The organism is Variovorax boronicumulans NBRC 103145, assembly GCF_001591345.1.
Lineage (GTDB): Bacteria > Pseudomonadota > Gammaproteobacteria > Burkholderiales > Burkholderiaceae_C > Variovorax > Variovorax boronicumulans.
Window position 1 is genome coordinate 1 of the sequence record NZ_BCUS01000102.1, and the last position, 22,775, is coordinate 22,775.

Below are 22,775 nucleotides of genomic sequence, written 5' to 3' on the forward strand. Positions count from 1 at the left end.
CGCGCAGGCCGTCGCGCTGCAGGGCGGCGGCGATGCGGTCCATGAGCGCGTCGAGCGCGCGGTAGTCCAGCGTCTGCTGGGCATCGGCCAGCGCGGGGCGCTCGGGGGTGTGCTGGGCGTGGAGGCGGACCAGGTCGGCAAGGGTGCCGAAGTCGCGCGCGGCGGCGTCCTGGAGGGCGGGGTACAAGTTCAAGGTCGATCCTTCGTCTGGGGCCAGACGGCAGGATAGCGAAGAAGCCCGCCGCGGGGTGTGCCGCCCGCGACGAAACCCTGCTCAGTCGGCCGTGTCGTCGCCCTGCTGCGCCACCTCGAACAGCGCGCGGATCAGCGGCCGGTCCTTGCGCACCGCCAGGCAGCACAGCGAGTAGCTGATCGACAGCTCGTCGTCGTCGATCTCCACCATCTTCAGGCCGGGCAGCGGAATGCACTCGATCTGCGTCACGAAGCCCACGCCCATGCCGTTGGCCACGGCATGCAGGATGGCCTCGCGGCTGTTGATCTCCATCACGCAATTCATCTGCACGCCCTGCTGCGCGCAGGCGCGCTCCACGCGGTGGCGCGTCTTGGAGCCGGGCTCGCGCAGGATCACCGGCTCGCCCGCGATGTCGCGCGTGGCGATGGTGCGCTTCTTGGCCCACGGGTGCTTCGCGGGCACCACGGCCACGATGCGCTCCACGCGGTACGGCACCTGGTGCAGGCCTTCGATCTCGGGCGGCTCCACGAGGATGCCCACGTCGATGTCGAAGTCCTGCAGCCCGCCGAGCGTGGAGGCTTCGGAGCCGATCGACACCGTCAGGTCGAGCCCGGCGTGGCTGCGCTTGAAGCTGCGCGCCAGCTCCAGCGCGATGGGCGGCGACACCGCGCCCACGCGCACCAGCCCCGTGCGCAGCTTGTGAGCGCGCTGCAGGAACTGCATCGCCTCTTCCTCCTGCCCGAACAGGCCCTGCGTGATCGCATACAGCTGCTCGCCCGCGGCCGTGAGCCGCACGGCGCGCCCGCTGCGCAGGAACAGCTCGACGTTGAAGCGCTCTTCCAGCGCCTTGACCTGGTCGGTCACGGTGGGCTGGCCGATGTGCAGGTAGCGCGCGGCCGTGGTGAAGCCGCCGGTCTTGGCGACGGCGTGGAAGCAGCGGATCCACTTGTAGTACTGGTGAAACATGAGGCGGTCGTGAGGGGCGTGCGCCGAGCCTCCCTCAGATGCGGCGCTGGCGCCTATGCAGGCTTTCCCCAAGGCATCCATCGGTTTTGGACGGGTTGCACGCGCGAAATGCGATTGGACGCCCCGGCACGCCGCTTCGACACTGCGGCCCAGACAGAAACCGGAGACAAAAAACATGCCCCACGCCTACCGCAACCCCGTGTCCATTCATTCCGGGCGAGGCAGCCTCGCACGGCTGCCCTCGCTCCTGGCGGGCCGCCGCGTCGCCCTCGTCACCTTCCCCGAGGCCCGCGGCCTGGGCCTGGTCGATCGCCTGCAGGCGCTGCTGGGCGACGCGCTCGTCACCGTGATCGACGACGTTCGCCCCAACCCCGACGTCGCCCACCTGCGCGACCTGTACAACACCTTCTGGCAGTCGGACGCGCCCTGCGACGCCATCGTGGCGGTCGGCGGCGGCAGCGCCATCGACACGGCCAAGGCCCTGATGGTGGGCACGGCCAACGGGCAGTTCGACGAGCTCGTTGCGCTGCTGGCCACCGGCAAGCCCTTCGTGCCTGCCAGCGTCAAGCCGCTGATCGCCGTGCCGACGACAGCCGGCACCGGCAGCGAGGTGACGCCGTGGGCCACCATCTGGGACGCCGGCAACCAGAAGAAATACTCGCTGCACCTGGACGCCACCTGGCCCGAGGCCGCCATCGTCGACCCCGAGCTCATGCTCTCGGTGCCGGCGGGCACCACGGTGTCGACGGGGCTCGATGCGCTCTCGCACGCGCTCGAAGCGATCTGGAACGTCAACGCCAACCCGGTCTCCGACACCTTCGCCGTCTCGGCCGTGCGCGACATCTTCGACTGCCTGCCGGCGCTGCTCAAAGACCTGGGCAACCTCGACCTGCGCGAGCGCATGGCGCTGGCCGCGCTGAAGGCCGGCATGGCGTTCTCCAACACCAAGACGGCGCTGGCGCATTCCATCTCCTACGAGATGACGCTGCGCCACGGCTTGGCCCACGGCATCGCCTGCTCGTTCACGCTGCCCCTCGTGCTGGAGAAAGCCTGGGCCCGCTCGCCCGACCGCGACCGGACGCTGCAGCTGCTGTTCGGCGCCGACCTGGCCACCGCCACGCAGCAACTGCGGGCTTTCCTGCAGGGGCTTGGCGTGAAGACCGAGTTTGCCGACTATGGCGTGGCGGACAGCGAAGCGGCGGCCATGATCGCGCGCGCCATGGACGGGGCGCGCGGCAAGAACTTCATCGGCACGGCGGCGTTGGCCTGACAGGCAGGGACTGCGCAGCGAGACAAGTCAGCAAGACAAGACAGACAGCCATATGCCGGCCATCGAGCCGGCCCCACGGGCCCCACGCCCGTCAAGACAAGGAGACATACCATGCAAGCGGCCAATCCCATCCTGCAGGCGGGCACCTACGCACGCCCCCTCGACAATTCGTTCCGCAAGGCGCAGTGGCGGATGCTGCTGGCGGCCATGTTCTGCTACTTCTTCTTCTACACGGGGCGCCAGACCTTCGGCTTCGCCATCCCCGGCATCCAGAAGGAGTTCGGCCTCTCCAAGGAAATGCTGGGCTGGGCCTCGACCTCGCTGCTGTGGTGCTATGCCGTCGGGCAGGCCATCAACGGCAATCTGGGCGACAAGTTCGGCGGACGCCGCGTGATGACCGCCGGCGCCATCCTTTCGTGCGCCGCCAACTGGGTCGTGAGCTTCGCGGTCGGCTTCAAGAGCCTGGCGATCCCGTGGGGCATCAACGGCTACTTCCAGGCCCTGGGCTGGGCGCCGGGCAGCCGGCTGCTGTCGAACTGGTGGGGCGCGGGCGAGCGCGGCAAGGTCTATGGCTTCTACGTGTTCGCCGCCGGCTGCGCCTCGGTGCTGTCGTTCGTGACCTCGATCATCGTCGTCAACGTGCTGCACCTCGATTGGCGCTGGATCTTCCGGCTCCCCGTGCTGCTGATGCTGGTGGGTGGCATTGCCTTCTACCTGATCGCCCGTGAACGGCCGGAAGACCTGGGCTTCAAGTCGCCCGACACCGGCGTGGCCAACAACAACCCGCAGGAAGCCGACAAGGCCGGCGTGGCCGACGGCGAGCCGCAAGAAAGCTCCTGGTCGCGCTACAAGGCCGTGCTCAGCAACCCCAAGCTGATGATCGCCGCGCTGGCCATCGGCTTCCAGAACGCCGCACGCTACGGCCTCATCGTCTGGGTGCCGGTGCACTTCCTGGGCAAGGACTGGGCCAAGGCCGCCGACGGCATGATCGACCCGGCCTGGATCTCGGTGGCGCTGCCCGTGGGCATGGCCTTCGGCGCGCTCACCAACGGCTGGATCTCCGACAAGGTGTTCGGCTCCAAGCGCTACAAGGCCATCGTGCTGTACATGCTGCTGGGCGCCATCGCCTCGATGGGCATGTACCTGCTGCCCACCAGCATCCTCGGCCTGGGGCTGCTGTTCCTTGCGGGCTTCTTCGTCTACGGCCCGGCCTCGTCGTTCTGGGCCCTGTGCCCCGACCTCGTGGGCGCCAAGCGCGCCGGCACCGCCACCGGTGTCATGAACTTCTTCTCGTACCTGCTGGCCGGCCTGGGCGAACCGCTGATCGGCCGGATGCTGGACCACTCGGGCAGCACCTCGGTGGTGTTCCCCATCGTCGCGGCCAGCTGCCTCATCAGTGCCTTCATCGCGCTGTTCATCCGCCGCTGAGGCCCGCGCACCGACACACCCAACTTGCCAAGGAGCATCTCTTCATGAAATCCGACTCACTCGAAGTCAACGGCCGCAGCTACCGCTGGATGGTCCGCCCGGTCGTCGTCGTCTGCGTCGACGGCTGCGAGCCCGCGTACCTCGACGCGGCCATTGCGGCCGGCGTGGCACCGTACCTCGAGGCCATGCGCAAGGGCGGCGCCGACCTGCTCGCCGATTGCGTCGTGCCCTCGTTCACCAACCCCAACAACCTGTCGATCGTGACCGGCGCACCGCCGGCGGTGCACGGCATCTGCGGCAACTACTTCTTCGACCGCGAGCTGGGCCAGGAAGTGATGATGAACGACCCCAAGTACCTGCGCGCCGGCACCGTGCTCGCGGCCTTTGCCGACGCAGGCGCCAAGCTGGCCGTGGTCACGGCCAAGGACAAGCTGCGCAAGCTGCTGGGCCACAAGATGAAGGGCATCTGCTTCTCGTCCGAGAAGTCGGACCAGGTGACGATGGAAGAGAACGGCATCGACAACGTGCTCGACATGGTCGGCATGCCGGTGCCTTCGGTGTACAGCGCGGAGCTGTCGGAGTTCGTGTTCGCCGCCGGCGTGAAGCTGATGGAATCGCGCCGCCCCGACCTGATGTACCTGTCGACCACCGACTACGTGCAGCACAAGGCCGCGCCGGGAAGCCCCGCCGCGAATGCCTTCTACAAGATGATGGACGGCTACCTCGCGCAGCTCGATGCATTGGGCGCCACCATCGTGCTCACGGCCGACCACGGCATGAACGACAAGCATGGTGCCGACGGTTCGCCCAACGTCATCTACCTGCAGGACGTGCTCGACGGCTGGTACGGCCCGGACCGCGCGCGCGTGATCCTGCCGATCACCGATCCGTATGTGGTGCACCACGGCGCGCTCGGCTCGTTCGCCACCGTGTATGTGCCGAGCGAGGACGAGGTGCCCGGCTGGATCGACCGCATCCAGCGCATCCCCGGCATGCAGCTCGTGCTCTCGCGCAAGGAGGCCGCGCAGCGTTTCGAGCTGCCGCCCGACCGCATCGGCGACATCGTGGTGGTCAGCGAGCAGAGCACCGTCATCGGCACCTCGGCCACGCGCCACGACCTCACGGCGCTCGAAGTGCCGCTGCGCTCGCACGGCGGCGTGTCGGAGCAGAAGGTGCCGCTGATCTGCAACCGCCCCGTCGCGGGCGTGGCGAGCACGCGCCGGCTGCGCAACTTCGACGCGCTCGACCTCGCACTGAACCACGCCCAAGGCCCGCTGGTGGCCGCCGCCTGAACTTATTTGACGGAGCATTCCATGAGCAAGTCCGACCACGCCGCCCTGAAGCCCGGCACCGTGTACCGTGAAGCCCTGCGCATCGCCGGCGAGAAAGTCCACCGCGACCGCACCATCGAGGTCACCTACCCGTACACCGGCGAGGTGATCGCCACCGTGCCCAAGGCCACGCTGGACGACGTGCGCCATGCCCTGCGCATCGCCCGCGACTACAAGCCCACGCTCACGCGCTACGAGCGCTACAAGATCCTCATGCGCGCCGGCGAGATCATCGCTTCGCGCCTGGACGAGATGTCGCGCACCATCACGCTCGAGTCGGGCCTGTCGCGCAAGGACTCGCTGTACGAAGTGGGCCGCGCCTCCGACGTGCTGCTGTTCGCCGCCAACCAGGCGCTGGTGGACGACGGCCAGGTGTTCTCCTGCGACCTCACGCACCACGGCAAGAGCCGCAAGGTCTACACGATGCGCGAGCCGCTCCTGGGCGCCATCACCGCCATCACGCCGTTCAACCACCCGCTGAACCAGGTGATCCACAAGGTGGCGCCGGCCATTGCGACCAACAACCGCATCGTGCTGAAACCCAGCGAGAAGACACCGCTCACGGCCTTCCTGCTGGCCGACATCCTGTACGAGGCCGGACTGCCGCCGCAGATGCTGTCGGTGCTCACGGGCGACCCCAAGGAAATCGCCGACGAGTTGCTGACCAACGCCGACGTCGACCTCGTCACCTTCACGGGCGGCGTGCCCATCGGCAAGTACATCGCGGGCAAGGCCACCTACAAGCGCCAGATCCTGGAGCTGGGCGGCAATGATCCGATCATCGTGATGGAAGACGCGGACATCGAGGAGGCGGCGACGCTGGCTGCCAATGGGTCTTACAAGAATTCGGGGCAGCGCTGCACCGCAGTCAAACGCATGCTGGTGCACGAATCGGTCGCTGATCGTTTCGTTGAGCTGCTGGTCGAGAAGACCCGCGCGCTGAAATACGGCGACCCGATGGACCCCGACACCGACATGGGCACCGTGATCGACGAGGCGGCTGCGAAGCAATTCGAAGCCGTGGTCAACGAAGCCATCGCAGCAGGCGCCAAGCTGCTGTACGGCAACGAGCGCCGCGGCGCGCTCTATTCGCCGACGGTGCTCGACCATGTCGACCCCGAGATGACCGTCGCCAAGCACGAGACCTTCGGCCCCGTGTCGCCCGTGATCCGCTTCAGGAACATCGACGAGGCGATCCGCATCTCCAACGGCACGGCCTACGGCCTGTCGTCCTCGATCTGCACCAACCGGCTGGACTACATCACGCGCTTCATCCGCGAGCTGAACGTGGGCAGCGTCAATGTGCGCGAGGTGCCCGGCTACCGCCTGGAGCTCACGCCTTTCGGCGGCATCAAGGACTCGGGCCTGGGCTACAAGGAAGGCGTGCTCGAGGCGATGAAGAGCTTCACCAACACCAAGACCTACTCGCTGCCATGGTGACCGGCGCGGCGCACGAGGCGCATGGCGCGTCGCGCGCCGTGCGTGAGACCCCGCCGCCGATGGCGTTGGCCGTCGCGGCCAAGTGGCTGTCGCGCTACAGCCGCGCGCCCATGCCTTCGTCCAAGGTGACCGACTCGGAAAGCGGGACAGCCGGCGATGGGGACCGCAACGCCGCACGCTGGATCGCCTGACCCGCCAGCACGCGCGCGTGCGCGTCGGCCGCGAGGATGTCGTCGATGTTCTCGTGCGCGGACGCAGGCGCGTGCTGCAGGCAATCCTCGACGACATGGGCAATGTCGGTGTAGCGCAGGCGCCCGTTCAGGAAGGCATCGACCGCCACTTCGTTCGCCGCATTGAGCGTCACGCTGGCCGTGCACCCCTCGCGCAGCACCTCCAGCGCCAGCCGCAGGCAGGGAAAGCGTTTCAGCTCGGGCGCGGCGAAGCTCAGGTGGGCGAGCTGCAGGAAGTCCAGCGGCGCCACGCCCGAGTCGATGCGCTCGGGCCAGGCCAGCGCGTGCGCGATCGGCGTGCGCATGTCGGGGCGGCCCAGCTGCGCCAGCACCGACTGGTCGGCATAGGCCACCATCGAATGGATCACGCTCTGCGGATGGATCACCACCTCGATGCGCTCGGGCGGCATCGCGAACAGCCAGCGCGCCTCGATGGTCTCGAGGCCCTTGTTCATCATCGTCGCGGAGTCGACCGAGATCTTGCGGCCCATGCGCCAGGTGGGATGCGCGCAGGCCTCGTCGGGCGTGACGCGGTCCAGCGCCTCCAGCGGGCGGTGCAGGAACGGCCCGCCCGACGCGGTGAGCACCAGCCGCTGCACGCCCGCGCCGCCGGCCGGCGCGCCCGCCAGGCACTGGAAGATCGCGTTGTGCTCGCTGTCCAGCGGCAGCAGCGTGGCGCCGTGCGCGGCCACCGCGCGCATGAACAGCGCGCCGGACATCACGAGCGCCTCCTTGTTCGCCAGCAGGATCTTCTTGCCCGCGCGCGCCGCCGCCAGCGACGACAGCAACCCCGCCGCACCGACGATGGCCGCCACCACCGTGTCGCAGCCCGCCGACTGCGCGACCTCGCACAGCGCCTGCGGGCCGTGCATGACCTCGGTGCGCAGGCCGGCCGCGCGCAGCCGCGCCTGCAACCGCATGGCGTCTGGCGCATCGCCGACCACTACCACTTCGGGGCGGAAGGCGACGCAGTGCGTGAACAGCTTGTCGAGGTTGCGGTGCGCCGTCAGCGCATGCACCGTGAAGCGGTCGGGGTGGCGCGCCACGAGGTCGAGCGTGCTGTCGCCGATCGAGCCGGTGGCGCCGAGCAGGGTGAGGCGTTGCGTGGCCATGGCAGTGCCTTCAGACGGCAGCGATCGGCACGACGCGCTCGCGCGACGACGGCTTCATCCACGCACCGAGCCGCTCGCTCGCCTCGGCGTCGGCGCCGTAGCGTGCGGCCACGTAGGTCTCGACCAGCCGCGTGAAGTCGTCGGCGATGTGCTCGCCCTTGAGCGTCAGTGCACGTTCGCCGTCGATGTACACCGGCGCCACGGGCTGCTCGCCCGAGCCCGGCAGCGAGATGCCCAGGTGCGCCAGCCGGCTCTCGCCGGGGCCGTTGACCACGCAGCCCATCACGGCCACGTGCATGTCTTCCACGCCCGGAAAGCGCACGCGCCAGGCCGGCGCCTGCGCGTGCAGCCAGCCTTCGATCTGGCTGGCCAGCGACTGGAAGAAGGTGCTCGTGGTGCGCCCGCAGCCGGGGCAGGCCGTCACGCTGGGCGTGAAGGCGCGCAGCCCCATCGACTGCAGGATCTGCTGCGCCACCAGCACCTCGCGCGTGCGGTCGCCGTTCGGCTCGGGCGTGAGCGACACGCGGATCGTGTCGCCGATGCCCTGCTGCAACAGCACGCCCATCGCGGTGGCCGAGGCCACGATGCCCTTGGAGCCCATGCCGGCTTCGGTCAGGCCCAGGTGCAGCGGGTAGTCGCAGCGCGCGGCGAGTTCACGGTACACGGCGATCAGGTCCTGCCCCTGGCTCACCTTGGCCGACAGCACGATGCGATCGGGCGGCAGGCCGACGTCTTCGGCGCGCGCGGCGTTCTCCAGCGCCGAGACGATGAGCGCCTGGCGCATCACCTCGTCGGCGGGCTGGGGCTGCGCCGCCTGCGCGTTCGCGTCCATCAGGCGCGCGAGCAGTGCGGGGTCGAGGCTGCCCCAGTTCACGCCGATGCGCACCGGCTTGCCGTGGCGGCAGGCGATCTCGATGAGCTGGCAGAACTGCGCGTCGCGCTTGTCGCCCCGCCCGACGTTGCCGGGGTTGATGCGGTACTTGGCCAGCGCCTGCGCGCAGTCGGGGTACTGCGCGAGCAGGCGGTGGCCGTTGAAATGGAAGTCGCCCACCAGCGGCACGTGCACCTGCTGGCGCGCGAGCGCGTCGCGGATCGGCGCCACCTGCGCGGCGGCCTCTTCGTTGTTCACGGTGAGGCGCACCAGCTCGGCCCCCGCGCGCGCGAGCGCGGCGACCTGCGCCACGGTGGCGACCGCGTCGGCGGTGTCGGTGTTGGTCATGGCCTGCACGGCCACGGGCGCGTCGCCGCCGATGCGCACCGCGCCGACGCGCACCTGCCGCGAGAGGCGGCGTGCGACGGGCGGTTTCATGGCGTGGCCTTGCCGACGCGCGTTGATGATCCGGGCATGGTCGAGGCTCCTTGGTCCATCGTGGCGGCACCCTGGCGCTACGGGCGGTCGAGCACGACGTGGCGCGAGCGCGTCCAGTCCCAGCCGTTGCCGCGGCTGTCCACGTAGCGGTCGTTCTCCAGGATCCAGCGCAGGTTGCCGGCGCACATCAGGCCGAAGCTGTCCAGGTACAGGCCGAAGCGATCGGCGTCGGGGCGATGGGCGTAGCGGCGGCGCAGCAGCTCGCAGGCGTCGACGCGCGTGCGGTCGGCCTCGCGGATGCGCTGGCAGAGGATGTCCGCGGCCTCCTGCGGGCTGCGGCCGTGCGCCATGCGCAGGCTTTCCATCGCGTTGAGGGTCACGCCCACGGCATGCTCCTTGTGATGGGAGAGCAGGTCGTTGACCAGCGCGACGTGCTCGTTGGTGGCCAGGATGGCGCGCTGCAGGTCGGCGTCCTGCGCCAGCAGCTCGGTCAGGTCCAGGTCGTAGATGAACTCGGAGACCGGGAAGTAGGGCAGCAGCCCCGTGTTGGGATGGCGCAGCGCAAGAAACTCGTCGTACGGCAGCACCTTGCCTTCGGCCACCAGCCCGGCCTCCACTTCCACGCTGTCGAACCAGGCCTTCCACTCCAGGCAATAGCGGCGGTAGACCTGCGGCGACATGGACTGCCTGAGCCGGCCGAAGATGTCCGCGGCCGCGCGTGCCAGCGGGTGGCCTTCCAGCAGCGCGACGTCGCCGTCGCCGCACACCGCGTGCCGGCCCAGCGGCATGTCGTCGATGGCCAGGATGAGGCCCGTCACGCACGAGGTCAGGAAGATGCGGTCGGCCGAGCCGATCGGAAACAGCAGGCAATCCCACATCGGAAGGTGCAGGCGCAGGAATTTCAGCCGCGTCGCTTCGTCCGAAAACGGCAGGAACTCGCGGCCCCAGGCGGCATTGCGCTCGTCGATCACCGGGTAGTCGGTGTGGATCTTCGGGGGCACGCTGCAGAACATCTCCGGGATATGGAAGCTCACTTCGGGAAAGACGATGCGGTCGGGGTAGTTCATGGTGGAGTTGCAGTGGTCTCTGGGGGCCGGGTCAGGAAATGGGCGCGAGAGGCTCTGCCGATGCACCGGCGGCGCCCGCACCCGAGGCCGCCGACGAGACCGGCGGCACCGGGCGGATGGGAAAGACGCGCTTGTCGGTGGACGACGGCGGATAGAACCGGGCGGACCAGCGCCGGAACTCCGCAATCCCGCGGTCGCCCCGGAGCAACTTGGGACGGCCGAGGAAGGCGCGGGCGTTCCAGATCGGAAAGTCGATCTGGGCAAAGCTGGCCAGCCAGCGCTTGGCCACCGGACCCAGCAGCGCATAGGCGGCCCTTCGCAGCGGCCGGGGCAGGCGTTCGAAGAGCGCGAGCTCAAAGGTGTCGATCCAGCTCATGGTCCATTTCATGGGCGCGGTGGGCGTGGAGTACAGCATCGTGATCACGCGAAAACCGATGCGGGACATCTCGCTTTCCGCCTGCACATGGCCCATGCCGAACTGCCGCATGCGCATGCGCATCGGCTGCCCGTGCCAGCGCGCGGTCAGCAGCGTTTCCATCCAGCAGTCGCCCACCTCGTAGGTCGCGGCGGTGTCCGTCAGTCCGTGGAGCCAGCCGAAATGCACCTGGTCGACGCTGTTCTCGCCAGTGTCCTGGGGATAGCCGCGCATCTCGTGGCTGCTGTGCTGCGGCGGCGATGCGAACGCGCTCAGATCGCGCTCGGGCACCTCCCAGTTCGGCGGCCGGTTCTCGTGGTCCGCCCACACCATCACCGCGCCGTTGACTTCCTTCGTGTAGCGCAGCGTGAGCGATGCATCGGGAGGCGTGGTGCCCTGCCCGGTGCGAACGCAGCCGCCCTCGGGGCTGAACGCCAGGCCATGGAACGGGCAGACCAGTTCCTCGCCCTGCACCTTGCCTCCCACGCCGAGGTGGGCCCCCAGGTGCGGACAGTAGGGGTCGATGGCGCAGGCGCGCCCCGCGGCCGTCCGGTACAGCACCAGGTCCTGGCCCATGAAGGGCACGGTGCGCACGGTGCCCGGTGGGAGGTCCCGGCTGAAGCAGACCGAGAACCAGCCGTCGGGGTAGGGCAGCGGTGCGCGTGTTTCACCCACGGTGCTGCGCCTGTTCGATGGCATGCCGCCGGATGCGGGCGGGGCGACGTCGCGGGCCGTGGCCTGGGGGAGGGCTGCAGTTCTCGTCATCATCTTCTCCGTTGACGGTGGGCGTGCGCGGGCGCGGCGATGCGCGCACCCGGCGTCATGGCGTGGCCACCTCGGCGGCGTCCGCGGCGAGTTCGGCCGGCAGGCGGAACACCACGTGCTCCTCGCGCCCGGGCAGCGTCAGCAGTTCCACCTCGGCCAGCCGGCGCAGCGCGGCGACCACGTCCTGCACCATGGTCTCGGGCGCCGAGGCGCCGGCGGTGACGCCCACCGCGCCGGCGTCGCGCACCCAGTCGGGCTTGAGCTCGCTGCCCTGCGCGATGAGGTAGCTGCGCACGCCGGCCTGCGCCGCGATCTCGCGCAGGCGCTGCGAGTTGGAGCTGTTCTGCGCGCCGACCACCAGCACCACGTCGACCTGCTGGCTCAGTTCGCGCACGGCCGTCTGCCGGTTCTGCGTGGCGTAGCAGATGTCGCGCGTGTCGGGCCCGACGATCTGCGGAAAGCGCCGCTGCAGCGCGTCGATGATGCCGCGCGTGTCGTCGACCGACAGCGTGGTCTGCGTGATGTAGGCCAGCGGCGTGTCGGCATCGAGCACCAGCGCGCCCACGTCGGCCTCGGTCTGCACCAGCGTGACCGGCGCCGGAATCTGCCCCAGCGTGCCTGTCACCTCGGGGTGCCCGGCGTGGCCGATGAGGATCAGCGCATAGCCCTTGGCGGCATAGCGGCGCCCCTGCTCGTGCACCTTGGTGACCAGCGGGCAGGTGGCATCGATCGCGCGCAGGCCGCGCGCGCGGGCTTCTGCTTCCACCGCGCGGCTCACGCCGTGCGCGCTGAAGATCGCGACCGCGTCGGTGGGCACCTCGGCGAGTTCTTCGACGAACACCGCGCCCTGCGCCTTCAGGCCGTCGACGACGTGCTTGTTGTGGACGATCTCGTGGCGCACGTACACCGGTGTGCCGTGGCGCCGCAGCGCGTGCTCCACCGTGTCGATGGCCCGCACGACGCCGGCGCAGAAGCCTCGGGGCTGGGCAAGGATGACGCGCATGGTGGGAGCTCCTGGTGGGGGTGGTTCATCGTTCCGCCGACGCTCTCAGGACCGGCTCGGTGTCCGCGTCGCCGGGCGGGGTGGCGGGATAGAACTGCGCGGACCAGCGGCGGAAGGCGGCGATGGAGCGGTCGCCCGCCATGAGGGCGGGGCGCTTGAGGAAGGCGCGGGTGCGCCAGAACGGCATGTCCTCGCTGGAGAACGAGATCAGCCAGCGATGCGCCATGGGGTTGAGCACGCGGTAGGCGAGCTTTCTGGCGGGCGAGGGCCAACCGTCGAACCGCGCGACGCTGGGGATGTCGATCCAGCGGAAGGTCCAGCGCAGCGGTGCGATGGGCGTGGCATAGACCAGCGTCGTGACCCGCAGGCCGAACTCCGGCATCTCGTTTTCCGCCCGGGTGTGCCCGAGGCCGAAGTTGGTCAGGCGCATGTTCAGCCGCTTGCCCTTCCAGCGCGCGCTGATCGAGACGGTGAGCGTGTGCTGCTCCATCTCGTGCGTCATCGCGGCCTCGGTGAGGCCGTGAAGCGATCCGAAATGGATCATGTCCACGCTGTTCTCTCCCACGGCGTCGCCGTAGCCGTCGAGTTCCCGCTGTCCGTACTGCGGGTAGATGCGATCGTCGAGGTCGAGGCTCGGAAAGTCCCATTCGGGCGGGATGTCCTCGCTGTGGCGCCACACCATGACCACGCCGTTCGCTTCCTTGGCGTAGCGGCTCGTCAGCGCTGTGCGCGGCGGGGTCTGGCCCGGGCAGGCGCGCACGCACGCGCCATCGGGACCGAACACCAGGCCGTGGAACGCGCAGGTCAGGTGCTCGCCGTCGATCGTGCCGCCGTGCCCGAGGTGGGCGCCCAGGTGCGGGCAGTACGGCTCGATGACGCGAAGCAGGCCCGACGCCGTGCGGTAGACGACCAGGTCCTGTCCCATGAACGGGACGGTGATCAATGCGCCCGGCCTGACTTCGTGGCTGAAGCACACGGCGAACCATCCGTTGGTGTAGGGCAGCGGCATGCGCGTGTCGCCCGAGGCGCTGCGCGTGTGCAGCAGCGGCTTGCGGGCACTCACGAGGCGCGGGGCGTGCTCGCCGGCGTGGGGGCCGGTCATGAGGCGGGTCGAGGGTTCAGTCATGGCCGAGGCTCCTTGTTCGAAGGGGGGGACGCACCTGTGCGCGGGCGGCTCAGTGCGTGCGCATGTTCGACCGTGTCGGTGGCCCGCACGACGCTGGCGCAGAAGCCTCGGGGCTGGGCAAGGATGACGCGCATGGTGGGAACTCCTGGTGGGGTGGCTCAGCGTCCCGCAGACATGCGCAGGACATGGTTGGCCTGCGCGTCGTCGCCGGAGGTGGGCGGGTAGAACTGGGCCGACCAGCGCCGGAAGGCGGTGAAGGAGCGCTCCCCCGCCATGAGCTTGGGATGCGGGAGGCGGGTGCGGGCGTCCCAGATCGGGAAGTCGCCGCCCACCACCGAGATCAGCCAGCGGTGCGCCAGCGGATTGAGCACCTGGTAGGCGAGCTTGCGCAGCGGGGCAGGCCAGCGGTCGAAGCGCGCGACGCTGGGGTTGTCGCTCCAGCGGAAGGTCCACTTCATGGGCGCGACGGGTGTCGCGAAGGCCAGGGTCACGACCTGCACGCCGAGGTCCGGCAGCGCGTTCTCCCCGCGGGTGAAGCCGAGGCCGAAGTTGGTCAGACGCGAGTGGAAACGCTGCCCCTTCCAGCGGGCGGTGATCGTGACGATGAGCTTGTGCCCGTCCACCTCGTGCGACAGCGCGGTCTCGGTGAACCCGTGCACCCATCCGAAGTGGGTCAGGTCCATGCTGTTCTCGACCATCGAGTCGAAGTAGCCTTCGAGTTCGTGGCTGCCGTACCGGGGGTTGAGGCGGTCGCTGAGGTCCATTTCCGGAATGTCCCAGTCGGGCGGCCGGTCCTCGCTGTGTCGCCACACCATGATCGCGCCGTTCATCTCCTTCATGTAGCGGCCCGTCAGCGCCGCGTTCGGCGGGGTCTGGCCCGTGCAGGCGCGCACGCAGCCGCCATCGGGGCCGAAGCTCAGGCCGTGGAACGGGCACACGAGGTTCTCGCCGTCGACTTTCCCGCCGTGGCCCAGGTGCGCACCCAGGTGCGGGCAGTACGGATCGATGGCACGGGCCAGGCCCGACTGCGTGCGGTAGATCACCAGCTCCTGTCCCGCGAACGGCACGATGTGCACCGCGCCCGGCTTGACCTCGTGGCTGAAGCACACGGCGAACCAGCCGTTGGCATAAGGATGGGGGGGGCGCGTCTCTCCCGTGGTGCTGCGCATGGGCCGCGGCGGCGTGCGAACCTCCACGACGCGCGCGTGGCGTTCGTCGGCAACCGACGGGGCGCTGTTCACGCCCAGCGGTTCCCTCATGAAATGGGTCGTCGGTTCAGGCATGTCGGGGCTCCTGGGGCGGGGGCATTCGCAGGTGGGGCTCAGTGCGCGCGCTGGACCACCAGGTCGGCCAGCTGGCCGAGCCGCGCGGCGCGCTCACCGAAGGGTGCGAGCGCCGCATGGGCGCGCGCGTTCAGCGTGCGGGCCAGCGTGCGCGAGGCGTCGAGGCCGAGCATCGACACGCAGGTCGCCTTGTCGTCGTACGCGTCCTTGCCCGCGGTCTTGCCGAGCGTGGCCGTGTCAGCGGTCGCGTCGAGGATGTCGTCGACCACCTGGAAGGCCAGGCCGATGGCGCTGCTGTAGTCGTCGAGCGCGCGGTACAGCGCGGCGTTGGCCGGCACGTCGGCCGCGCCGCACAGCGCGCCCATGCGCACGGCCGCGCGGATCAGTGCACCGGTCTTCATGCGATGCATCTGCTCGAGTGCGGGTTGGCTCAAGGACCGGCCTGCGCTTTGCAGGTCGATGGCCTGGCCGCCCACGAGCTGGCGCGAGCCGGCCGCCTGCGCCAGCTCGCGCACCAGCGCGATGCGGCGCTCGGCCGGCAGCGTCAGCTCGCTCAGCGTGAGGAAGGCCTGGGCCTGCAGCGCATCGCCCACGAGGATGGCGGTGGCCTCGTCGTAAGCCACATGCACGGTCGGCTTGCCGCGGCGCAGGTCGTCGTCGTCCATCGCGGGCAGGTCGTCGTGCACCAACGAGTAGACGTGGACCATCTCGATCGCGGCGCCCGTGGCGTCGAGCGCGTCGGGTGGTGCGTCCACGAGGGCGCCCGCCGCCTGGCACAGCAGTGGGCGGATGCGCTTGCCGCCGCCGAGCGCGGCGTAGCGCAGCGCTTCGTGCAGGTGCGTGGGCAGGGTCTCGGCCGGCGGCAGGCCGGCGGCGAGTGCGTGCTCGGTGCGGCGGACCGCGTCGTGCATCCAGGTGTCGAAGGGGCCGGCGGGTCCGCTCTGCGGCACCGGGACCTCGCGGACGTCGTACGGCAGCAGGGCTTCAAGGGGCATGGTGGTCTCCCGCATGCTGCAGTGCGCCGGGATCGTCCACGAGGCCGCCCGGATAGAACTGCGACGCCCAGCGCCGGTGGACGATCAGGGTCTTGTCGCCCGCGGTCAGCCTGGGATGCTTGATGAAGCTCTTGGCATTCCATATCGGAAAGTCCGGCTCGATGAACCACCGCATCCATCGGCTGGCGATCGGCGTGAGCACGGCGTAGATCGCGCTCCTCAGCATGCGGGGCGCGCGGCCGAGCCGCACGATGCGCAGCCGATCCGCGATCGCCAGCTTCCATTTCAGCGGTGCGATCTGCGTGAAGAAGACCTGCGTCTGCAGCCGCACGCCCAGGTCGGGCATCTCGAACGAGCCCATCACATAGCCGACGCCGTAGTTCATGAATTCGCCACGGATGTGCAGCCCTTTCCAGCGGGCCGATAGCGAGATCTCGAACCTGCAGTCGTCCGCCCGGTGAGACATGGTCATGTCCGAGAGCCCGTGGAGCCAGCCGAAATGAACCATGTCGGCACCGTTCTCCACTGCATCGTGCGCGTAGCCGTCCAACGTCTTGCGGATGTAGCAGGCGGAAGAAAAGTCGCCCAGGTCGTGGTGCGACACGTCCCACTGGGGAGGGCGGCCCGCATGGTCGACCCACACCAGGACGGCACCGTCGATTTCCCGGACGTGGCGCGCGGTCAGCGCGGCGCGCGGCGGCCGCTCGCCATGCCCGGTGCGCACGCAGCCGCCGTCCGGCCCGTAGGCCAGCCCGTGCAGCGGACACACCAGGTTCTCGCCGTCGACCTTGCCGCCGTGGCCCAGGTGCGCGCCCAGGTGCGGGCAGTACGGCTCGACGACGCGGGCGAGCCCGGCGTGCGTGCGGTACAGGACGAGTTCCTGCCCCATGAACGGGACCGTCAGCACCTGCCCGCGCGCGAGCTCGCTGGAGAAGCACCCCAGGAACCAGCCCTCGGCATAGGGCAGCGGGCGGCGTGTTTCGCCCACGGTGCTGCGAAATTGCTGGAGGCCGATGGTGTGCGCGGCCGGACCGCAGCTTGCCGTGGGGGGCGGCGCGAGATGGCCCGCTTCCTGGAAGGCCGCATCGATCACGCGCGGCATCGTGGGCGGGTTCATGGGAGCGCTCCCGCACGGGCGCGTTCACCCTGGCCTGCGACGTGCAGGGCCGGCGTGCCCCGGCGGGCTTCTTGCGCCGCGGGGTCGTGCGTCCACCACCAGGCGATGCACGGGATGGCGGACGCAGTGGATTCCGCCTTCGGCGCAGGGGCGCCCTGCGGCCCGGCTTCGTCGGGCACGCCGTCCTGCACGTAGCGCTCGGAGCCGTGGCACCAGTCGAACGTGGCCCTGACGATGCGGCCCAGGCTTTGCACATGGCGTTGCAGCGCGGGCGAGGTGCCGGCGGCGATGAGCTCGCCGCGCAGGCCCAGGAAGAGCTGCATGATCTCCATGTACATGGCGACGGCCCGTGCGCCTGCCACCGCGGGCGAGCATTGGGACCCGTGCTGGATCACGCTGATCAGGTTGTGCCCGCCCTGCTCGCGCGCCACCTCCTTCTCGTACGACACGATGTCGGCGCTCCAGGTGGCCAGCGTGAGCGCCATTTCCGCGAGCGCCCTGACGCGGCGATCTTCCAGGAGGTCGATGGGCACCGCATAGCCTTCTGCGATCGCGGCCAGCGTGGGAAAGGCCAGGCCGCCCCCGCTGTACAGGCGCAGCAGCCCGTACTGGTTCAGCGAGGGGACATGGCCCGACGCCACGTTGCCCGCCTTCCAGACCTCGGCAAAGAACCATCCCCGCATGGCGGCCAGCCACTGGGCCATCTGGTCGGCGGTGGCGTGCGCGTCCAGGCGGCGGCGGATGTCGCACATGGCTGCGGCATAGCGGTCGTCGACCTGCGCGCTGTCTTCCGGCGTCTCGATCGCCCGATGGATCATCGCCAGCACGCCGGCCAGCCGGCCGGGTTGCCGGCTCAGCGGACCTTCGTCGCAATACTCGTCGTCGAACGAGACGTTCCAGATGAAGAAGTCCGAGAGGATCTGCAGGGTCTGCGGCGTGGCGTCGGGCACGATGCGGGCCGCGAGTTCGCCGCAGCCGGAGCGGGCCATGCGGTCGCGTTCGGTGTCGTTCAGGCACAGGGAGAAGCGCCGCATCCAGGCGACCGACTGCGCATCCGCGTGCGCGGCCCCGGGGTGAATGGCGCTGGGAATGGGGCACTCGAAGTACGGCAGCTTCATGGCGCGGTCTCTACGACACGTAGACAGAGCCGACCGGTGCCTGCTGCGGGGCGCCCGCGCCCTCCATCTTGTCGGTGCCCGCCAGGCTCACATCCACATGCCGCATGGGCAGCCCGTTCCAGATGTGCCCGTGCCCGCCGTACCGCGGCGATTCGATGTGCCACTGCAGCGTGCCCACCACCATCAGGAGGTAGGTGTCCAGGTACAGGTGCAGGCGCGCGCCCAGCGGGTGATTGGCATAGCGCTCGTGCAGCCGGGCGATCAGGCCGGCCAGCTCCGCGTACATCTCTTCCATCATTTCGCAGACGGCGCTGATGGCCTGCTGCGCATCGAGGCCGCGGGTGTTGCGCATGATGAGGACCGAGCTCAGCGTGTCCTCGGTGGAGTAGTACTCGACGGCATACGAATACACGTCGTTCGTGAACGCACAGTGCCAGCTGACGAGGTCCACCGCGCGCTTCATGTCGGGGTCCTCGATCAGGTCGGACACGTCGATGTCCAGCACGTATTCCATGGCGGCGATGTACGGCTGCATGCCGCTGGACATCAGGCGCACCTTGAGGAAGCTCTCCATGTCCTCGTTGGCCCAGTTGTCGCGAAATTCCTTCTCGACCTTGAGGTGGTGCATCCAGCGGGTCCAGCGGCCGCGCAGGCGCTGGTCGCGTCGCTGGGCGCATGCTGGCGGATGGTCTGCCAGAGCCCTTCCATGACGCGCGCGTCGTGGGCGTCGGGGTCTTCGGCGATGATCTTCGCGCACTGCTCGGGGTCGCTGGTCGTCAGGTCGTCGCACTGGAAGATCAGCGTCAGGATGCTCGCGTGGTGCGCGACCCGCTCCGGAATGCCGTCCGGGAACACGCTGGCGTCGTAGAGCGAATCCATGCGCTCGATGGCGCCGTGCAGGCTGCCCGGCTCCGGCTTGCCGTAGTTCTCGTACAGCCATTGCGCATGCAGCCGCTTGATGTAGGGGTAGCTCGTGTTGATGCGCGGCCGGATGGCTTTCAACATCTCGGGGATCACGAATTTCGGGGGAGGCTCCAGCGCCGCGGGCGTGGTGCTTTCGAGAACGGCATTCATGCATCTGCTCCTGTGAAATGGATCGAAGTGCGTGGGGATGTCGGTGTGGCGCAGGTTCAGGCGGCGCGCGCGTCGGCCGCCGCGATGTCGTCCAGCGTCGGAGCCGCCGCGATGGTCACTTCGCCGGAAACGAAGCGCTGGTCCGAGAGGTGGTAGCGCCGCGTGATGACGCACCACTCCGCGTTGCCCGAGCTGATGTATTCCAGCTCGCGCACGTAGGCGCGCACGTCGGGGCGTTGCCCAAGGGGGCCGGCGAGCACCTCGTCGCGCGACCGGATCAACGCCTGCTCGTTGCGCGCGCACAGCGCGGCCAGGCGATAGACCGCCTGCTGCAGGTCCCGGCCCTCCTCGCGCATCAGCACCCACATGGCGTTGAGCGAATCCCTCGCCGGCACCTCCTTGCGGAACGAGAAGAAGTCGTTCACCAGGATGACCGCGTCCATGGCCGCGGTGCGGACCGCGCGCAGCGATGCGTCTTCGGCCAGCGCATCGGTCATGTCCACGTCCAGGGCGTACTCGGTCAGCATGGTCAGGTACTCGCCGAACGCGTTGTCGCGGCGCAGGTCCATGTAGCCATCCAGCGTCAGCGTGTCCATCTGGTAGGCCAGCGGATCGGCCATGCGCACCAGCTGGCTGCGGATGCCGGCCTTCATGCGCTCCCAGACGCGGGGCTTTTGCGCCAGCTGCGCCTGGATGGGCGGCAGCGTGTCGAACAGGAGCCGCGGCAGCGGCGCACTGGCAGGCGGCAGGATGCCTTCCAGGGCATCGAGGTAGTGGCGCAGGAGTTCGTCGCGCGGGCGTTGGTCGGCGCTCAGCTCCAGGGGCGTGAAGGCATCGTCCATCAGGGTCCCCGCATTCATCATGCGCATGACGGAATAGATGCGGTCCGCTTTCGCGTGCGGGTAGCACAGGCCGCCGTAGGCCGGCACGCGCTGCCCGAGGTAGGCGGCGGTGGCCTTCTCGCTGCGAAAGTGCGCCAGCACATAGGGCCGGTCGTCCACCGCCAGCCGCGCCTCGATGGCGTCGTTCTGCGGGTGCCAGGTGGGTTTGAGCGTGAGGCCCGGGTCGGGGAGATGGACCTTGCTGCCCAGCTCGGGCATGCGGGCCAGGGTTTGGGCGAACGGGGTCGGTTCGGGCATGCTCAGGTCCGCCGCGCAATGAAGCTGAACGACGAGGCCTTGTCCTTGAGCAGCGCGTCCGAGAAGCTCACGGCGATGTCGCGCAGCTCGGTGAACGTGGCGGTCTTGCTGGTCGGGTGGTGCGCGTCCAGGTTGTCCTTGACCAGCCCGTACCAGCGGATCACCTCCGCGTTCGACGGCAGCACGCGCTGGTCGAGCACCGCGAAGCCGTGGCGCTCGAGCACCTGCTTCACGCCGTCGGGCGTCTTGCGGTAGCCCGATGCGGCGCGGTCGACCTTGTCCGGGATGTGCGACTTGTAGGTCGCCAGGTCCACCTTGTAGAGGCTCTCCGAAATGATGACCGTGCCGCCCGTGCGCATGCGCGCCGACAGCGAGGCCATGGCCTGCTCCAGCACCTCGGGCGTGAAGTGGATCAGGCTGCCGCGCAGGATGGCCAGGTCGTAGGGCACCTGCGCGTCGGGCAGCTCGCCGATGTCCTTGGCGTTGCACTGGTACAGCCGCACGCGGTCGGCCAGGCCCTCGTGCGCGATGAGTTCGCGCGCGCATTCCAGCTGCGGGCGGCTCACGTTCACGCCGTCGATGCGCGCGCACTGCGGGTAGCGCTGCGCAATGAACTTCAGCACGGGCCCCCAGCCGCAGCCGATGTCGATCGCGCGGCGCACGGTGGCCGGCGAGAGGTCGGCGCCGGCCTGCTCGGCGAGCTCGAACTGGTGCTCCATGTGGCGCCGCCCGGAGGCGTCGAGCGGGAGGTCGTGCGGGTCCATCTTGTCGTCGAACACGCCGTACTGGTACCAGAGCTCGTTGCCGATCGCCTTGCGCCACTGGTCGGGCGTGTCGGCATAGACCTGCTCGATCTTGTCCTGGTAGTGGTCGAGGCTGCGGCTGTGGATGACGTCGATGCCGACGGCTTGCGCGGATGCTTGCATGATGTGGGCGCTCCTGGTGGGGAAAATTCAGAGGCGTCGCGCGATGACGCTGTAGGTCGAGAACTTGTCCTTGATCAGCGCGACCGAGAGGCTGACTGCCATGACGCGCAACTCTTCCAGCGGCGGCGGGATGGTGTCCGGCGTGAAGTTCTTCTCGATGTTTTCCTTCACGTCGGTGAACCAGCGCGCCACGTCGATGTTGCGCGGGAGCACGCGCATGTCTTCGACCACGAAGCCGCTCTCTTCGAGCACGCGGCGGAAGTAGGCCGGCGTCTTGCGGTGCTTGCAGGCGAGGCGGTCGACCTCGTCCTCGATGTCGGAGCGGTAGTTGTCCAGCGGGATGTTGTAGAGGTTGTCGGAGATGACGACCTTGGCCCCCGGGCGCATGCGCGCGGCCACCTGCTTCATCGAGCGTTCGTACAGATCGTTCGGGAAGTGCGAGATGACGCCGCGGATCGTCACCAGGTCGTAGGGCGTGTCGGGGTTGGGCAGCAGGGCGACGTCCTGCGCATCGCACAGGTACAGGTTCACGCGGTCGCTCAGGTGCTGCTGGGCGTGGTAGCGGGCGCAGTGCGCGAGCTGCGTCTCGCTGATGTTGATGCCGTCGAGCTGGCGGCATTGCGGAAAGTGCTCCGCGAGGTAGCGCAGGCCGAAGCCCCAGCCGCAGCCCACGTCGAGGATGCGCCGGATGGGAAAGGGCGGGGGCTGGTCCAGGCCCGCGATTTCCATCTGCTGGTCGAAGTAGCGCAGGCCCGATTCGTTGAGCGAGATCGGCGGCACCGAGCGCGGGTCGTCGTAGACGCCGAACTGGAACATCAGGTCCTCGCCGATGGCCTTGCGCCAGTCCTCGGGGTCGTCCTGGTAGGTGTACTCGACCTTGGCGTGGTACGGGTTGGCCTCGGCACCCCGGATCACTTGAAGCGAAGGCGGGGCGGGCGCGTCGATGCGGCGTGCGGTGGCTGTGCTCATCGGGTTCTCCTGTGGCTGGCGGTCACGGTGGGTTTCAGGAAACGAGGCTCATGCGAGCCGTGCGGAACGCGGGGGCGTTGGCATCGAAGAACGCCTGGATCGACTGCACCAGCCCGTCGGCATCCAGGCCGTGGGCCGCAAGCAATCGGGCGCAATCGCCGTGCTCGACGAACGCGTCGGGCAGACCGAGTTGCAGCGACGGAATCAGCACGCCCTGCGCGGCCAGCGATTCGAGGCAGGCGGCGCCGGCGCCGCCCATCACGCAGCCTTCTTCGACGGTCACGAGCACGTCGTGCGTCTCGGCGAGCGACAGCACCAGGTCGGCATCGAGCGGCTTGACGAAGCGCATGTTGGCGACCGTGGCGTCGAGCCGTTCGGCGGCGGCCAGGCTGGGCGCGACCATGGTGCCGAAGGCCAGGATGGCGATGCGCGCGCCCATGGGCTGCGTCGATTCGCGCCGCACCTGGCCGCGGCCGATGCGCAGCGGCCGCAGCGCACG

21 protein-coding genes and 1 pseudogene are annotated in these 22,775 nt (G+C 69.2%); 4 read left to right on the top strand and 18 right to left on the bottom strand.

Annotation, left to right across the window (positions count from 1 at the left end; all coding sequences use genetic code 11):
• Together VBO01S_RS23910 and VBO01S_RS23915 are read right to left on the bottom strand one after the other, a co-directional pair.
• A pseudogene (locus tag VBO01S_RS23910) lies at positions 1 to 193 on the bottom strand (4-coumarate--CoA ligase); the annotation flags it as partial.
• An 81-nt stretch (positions 194 to 274) separates the two neighbouring features.
• Complete coding sequence (locus tag VBO01S_RS23915; RefSeq protein ID WP_062480075.1) at positions 275 to 1,159, bottom strand: LysR substrate-binding domain-containing protein; 885 nt, start codon at positions 1,157 to 1,159, stop codon at positions 275 to 277.
• A gap of 175 nt (positions 1,160 to 1,334) precedes the next feature.
• Here VBO01S_RS23915 and psrA point away from each other — a divergent pair, with 175 nt between their 5' ends.
• From psrA to phnY, 4 genes are all read left to right on the top strand, one after another.
• Positions 1,335 to 2,429, top strand: a complete 1,095-nt coding sequence (gene psrA, locus VBO01S_RS23920; RefSeq protein WP_062480077.1) for an iron-containing alcohol dehydrogenase PsrA — start codon at positions 1,335 to 1,337, stop codon at positions 2,427 to 2,429.
• A gap of 111 nt (positions 2,430 to 2,540) precedes the next feature.
• Complete coding sequence (locus VBO01S_RS23925) at positions 2,541 to 3,857, top strand: MFS transporter (protein ID WP_062480079.1); 1,317 nt, start codon at positions 2,541 to 2,543, stop codon at positions 3,855 to 3,857.
• Between the two features lie 44 nt (positions 3,858 to 3,901).
• Positions 3,902 to 5,149: a phosphonoacetate hydrolase gene (gene phnA / locus VBO01S_RS23930; RefSeq protein WP_062480081.1), complete on the top strand. Its 1,248-nt coding sequence runs from the start codon at positions 3,902 to 3,904 to the stop codon at positions 5,147 to 5,149.
• A 21-nt stretch (positions 5,150 to 5,170) separates the two neighbouring features.
• Entirely contained in the window at positions 5,171 to 6,628 is a 1,458-nt protein-coding gene (phnY, locus tag VBO01S_RS23935) for a phosphonoacetaldehyde dehydrogenase (protein ID WP_062480083.1), read from the top strand.
• A gap of 94 nt (positions 6,629 to 6,722) precedes the next feature.
• Here phnY and ispC read toward each other — a convergent pair whose 3' ends face one another.
• From ispC to VBO01S_RS24015, 16 genes are all read right to left on the bottom strand, one after another.
• Positions 6,723 to 7,970 (bottom strand): 1-deoxy-D-xylulose-5-phosphate reductoisomerase, encoded by a 1,248-nt coding sequence (gene ispC, locus VBO01S_RS23940; protein WP_062480086.1) that lies wholly within the window; start codon positions 7,968 to 7,970, stop codon positions 6,723 to 6,725.
• 10 nt (positions 7,971 to 7,980) lie between these two features.
• A complete protein-coding gene (gene ispG / locus VBO01S_RS23945; protein WP_062480088.1) occupies positions 7,981 to 9,279 on the bottom strand; it encodes a flavodoxin-dependent (E)-4-hydroxy-3-methylbut-2-enyl-diphosphate synthase in 1,299 nt (432 codons plus the stop codon).
• A 77-nt stretch (positions 9,280 to 9,356) separates the two neighbouring features.
• The gene (locus VBO01S_RS23950; protein ID WP_062480090.1) at positions 9,357 to 10,346 is read right to left on the bottom strand and encodes a terpene synthase family protein; all 990 of its coding nucleotides are present in this window, start codon (positions 10,344 to 10,346) and stop codon (positions 9,357 to 9,359) included.
• 31 nt (positions 10,347 to 10,377) lie between these two features.
• Positions 10,378 to 11,436, bottom strand: coding sequence for a Rieske 2Fe-2S domain-containing protein (locus tag VBO01S_RS23955; RefSeq protein ID WP_062480092.1), 1,059 nt, complete (start codon positions 11,434 to 11,436; stop codon positions 10,378 to 10,380).
• Between the two features lie 145 nt (positions 11,437 to 11,581).
• Positions 11,582 to 12,529, bottom strand: coding sequence for a 4-hydroxy-3-methylbut-2-enyl diphosphate reductase (gene ispH / locus VBO01S_RS23960; RefSeq protein WP_062480094.1), 948 nt, complete (start codon positions 12,527 to 12,529; stop codon positions 11,582 to 11,584).
• A 25-nt stretch (positions 12,530 to 12,554) separates the two neighbouring features.
• Positions 12,555 to 13,655 (bottom strand): Rieske 2Fe-2S domain-containing protein, encoded by a 1,101-nt coding sequence (locus VBO01S_RS32490; RefSeq protein ID WP_083259397.1) that lies wholly within the window; start codon positions 13,653 to 13,655, stop codon positions 12,555 to 12,557.
• A gap of 158 nt (positions 13,656 to 13,813) precedes the next feature.
• Entirely contained in the window at positions 13,814 to 14,938 is a 1,125-nt protein-coding gene (locus tag VBO01S_RS23970) for a Rieske 2Fe-2S domain-containing protein (protein ID WP_082818257.1), read from the bottom strand.
• Positions 14,939 to 14,976: 38 nt separating this feature from the next.
• Positions 14,977 to 15,849 (bottom strand): polyprenyl synthetase family protein, encoded by an 873-nt coding sequence (locus tag VBO01S_RS23975; RefSeq protein WP_062480114.1) that lies wholly within the window; start codon positions 15,847 to 15,849, stop codon positions 14,977 to 14,979.
• A 73-nt stretch (positions 15,850 to 15,922) separates the two neighbouring features.
• Positions 15,923 to 17,050 (bottom strand): Rieske 2Fe-2S domain-containing protein, encoded by a 1,128-nt coding sequence (locus tag VBO01S_RS23980; protein WP_062480100.1) that lies wholly within the window; start codon positions 17,048 to 17,050, stop codon positions 15,923 to 15,925.
• Positions 17,047 to 18,168 carry a terpene synthase family protein gene (locus tag VBO01S_RS23985; RefSeq protein WP_062480102.1) on the bottom strand — a complete coding sequence of 374 codons (1,122 nt, stop codon included), beginning with the start codon at positions 18,166 to 18,168 and terminating at the stop codon, positions 17,047 to 17,049. The genes VBO01S_RS23980 and VBO01S_RS23985 overlap by 4 nt, the downstream gene beginning before the upstream one ends.
• A 10-nt stretch (positions 18,169 to 18,178) precedes the next feature.
• Complete coding sequence (locus tag VBO01S_RS23990) at positions 18,179 to 18,796, bottom strand: terpene synthase family protein (RefSeq protein ID WP_157627442.1); 618 nt, start codon at positions 18,794 to 18,796, stop codon at positions 18,179 to 18,181.
• Entirely contained in the window at positions 18,715 to 19,242 is a 528-nt protein-coding gene (locus VBO01S_RS23995) for a hypothetical protein (RefSeq protein WP_062480106.1), read from the bottom strand. Before VBO01S_RS23995 ends, VBO01S_RS23990 begins: the two co-directional genes overlap by 82 nt.
• A gap of 56 nt (positions 19,243 to 19,298) precedes the next feature.
• Positions 19,299 to 20,381 carry a terpene synthase family protein gene (locus VBO01S_RS24000; protein WP_062480108.1) on the bottom strand — a complete coding sequence of 361 codons (1,083 nt, stop codon included), beginning with the start codon at positions 20,379 to 20,381 and terminating at the stop codon, positions 19,299 to 19,301.
• 2 nt (positions 20,382 to 20,383) lie between these two features.
• Positions 20,384 to 21,307, bottom strand: a complete 924-nt coding sequence (locus tag VBO01S_RS24005; RefSeq protein WP_062480110.1) for an SAM-dependent methyltransferase — start codon at positions 21,305 to 21,307, stop codon at positions 20,384 to 20,386.
• A gap of 27 nt (positions 21,308 to 21,334) precedes the next feature.
• Positions 21,335 to 22,276 carry an SAM-dependent methyltransferase gene (locus VBO01S_RS24010; RefSeq protein ID WP_062480112.1) on the bottom strand — a complete coding sequence of 314 codons (942 nt, stop codon included), beginning with the start codon at positions 22,274 to 22,276 and terminating at the stop codon, positions 21,335 to 21,337.
• A gap of 34 nt (positions 22,277 to 22,310) precedes the next feature.
• A partial coding sequence (locus tag VBO01S_RS24015; protein ID WP_303621488.1) for a transketolase C-terminal domain-containing protein occupies positions 22,311 to 22,775 on the bottom strand: 465 nt, incomplete at its 5' end.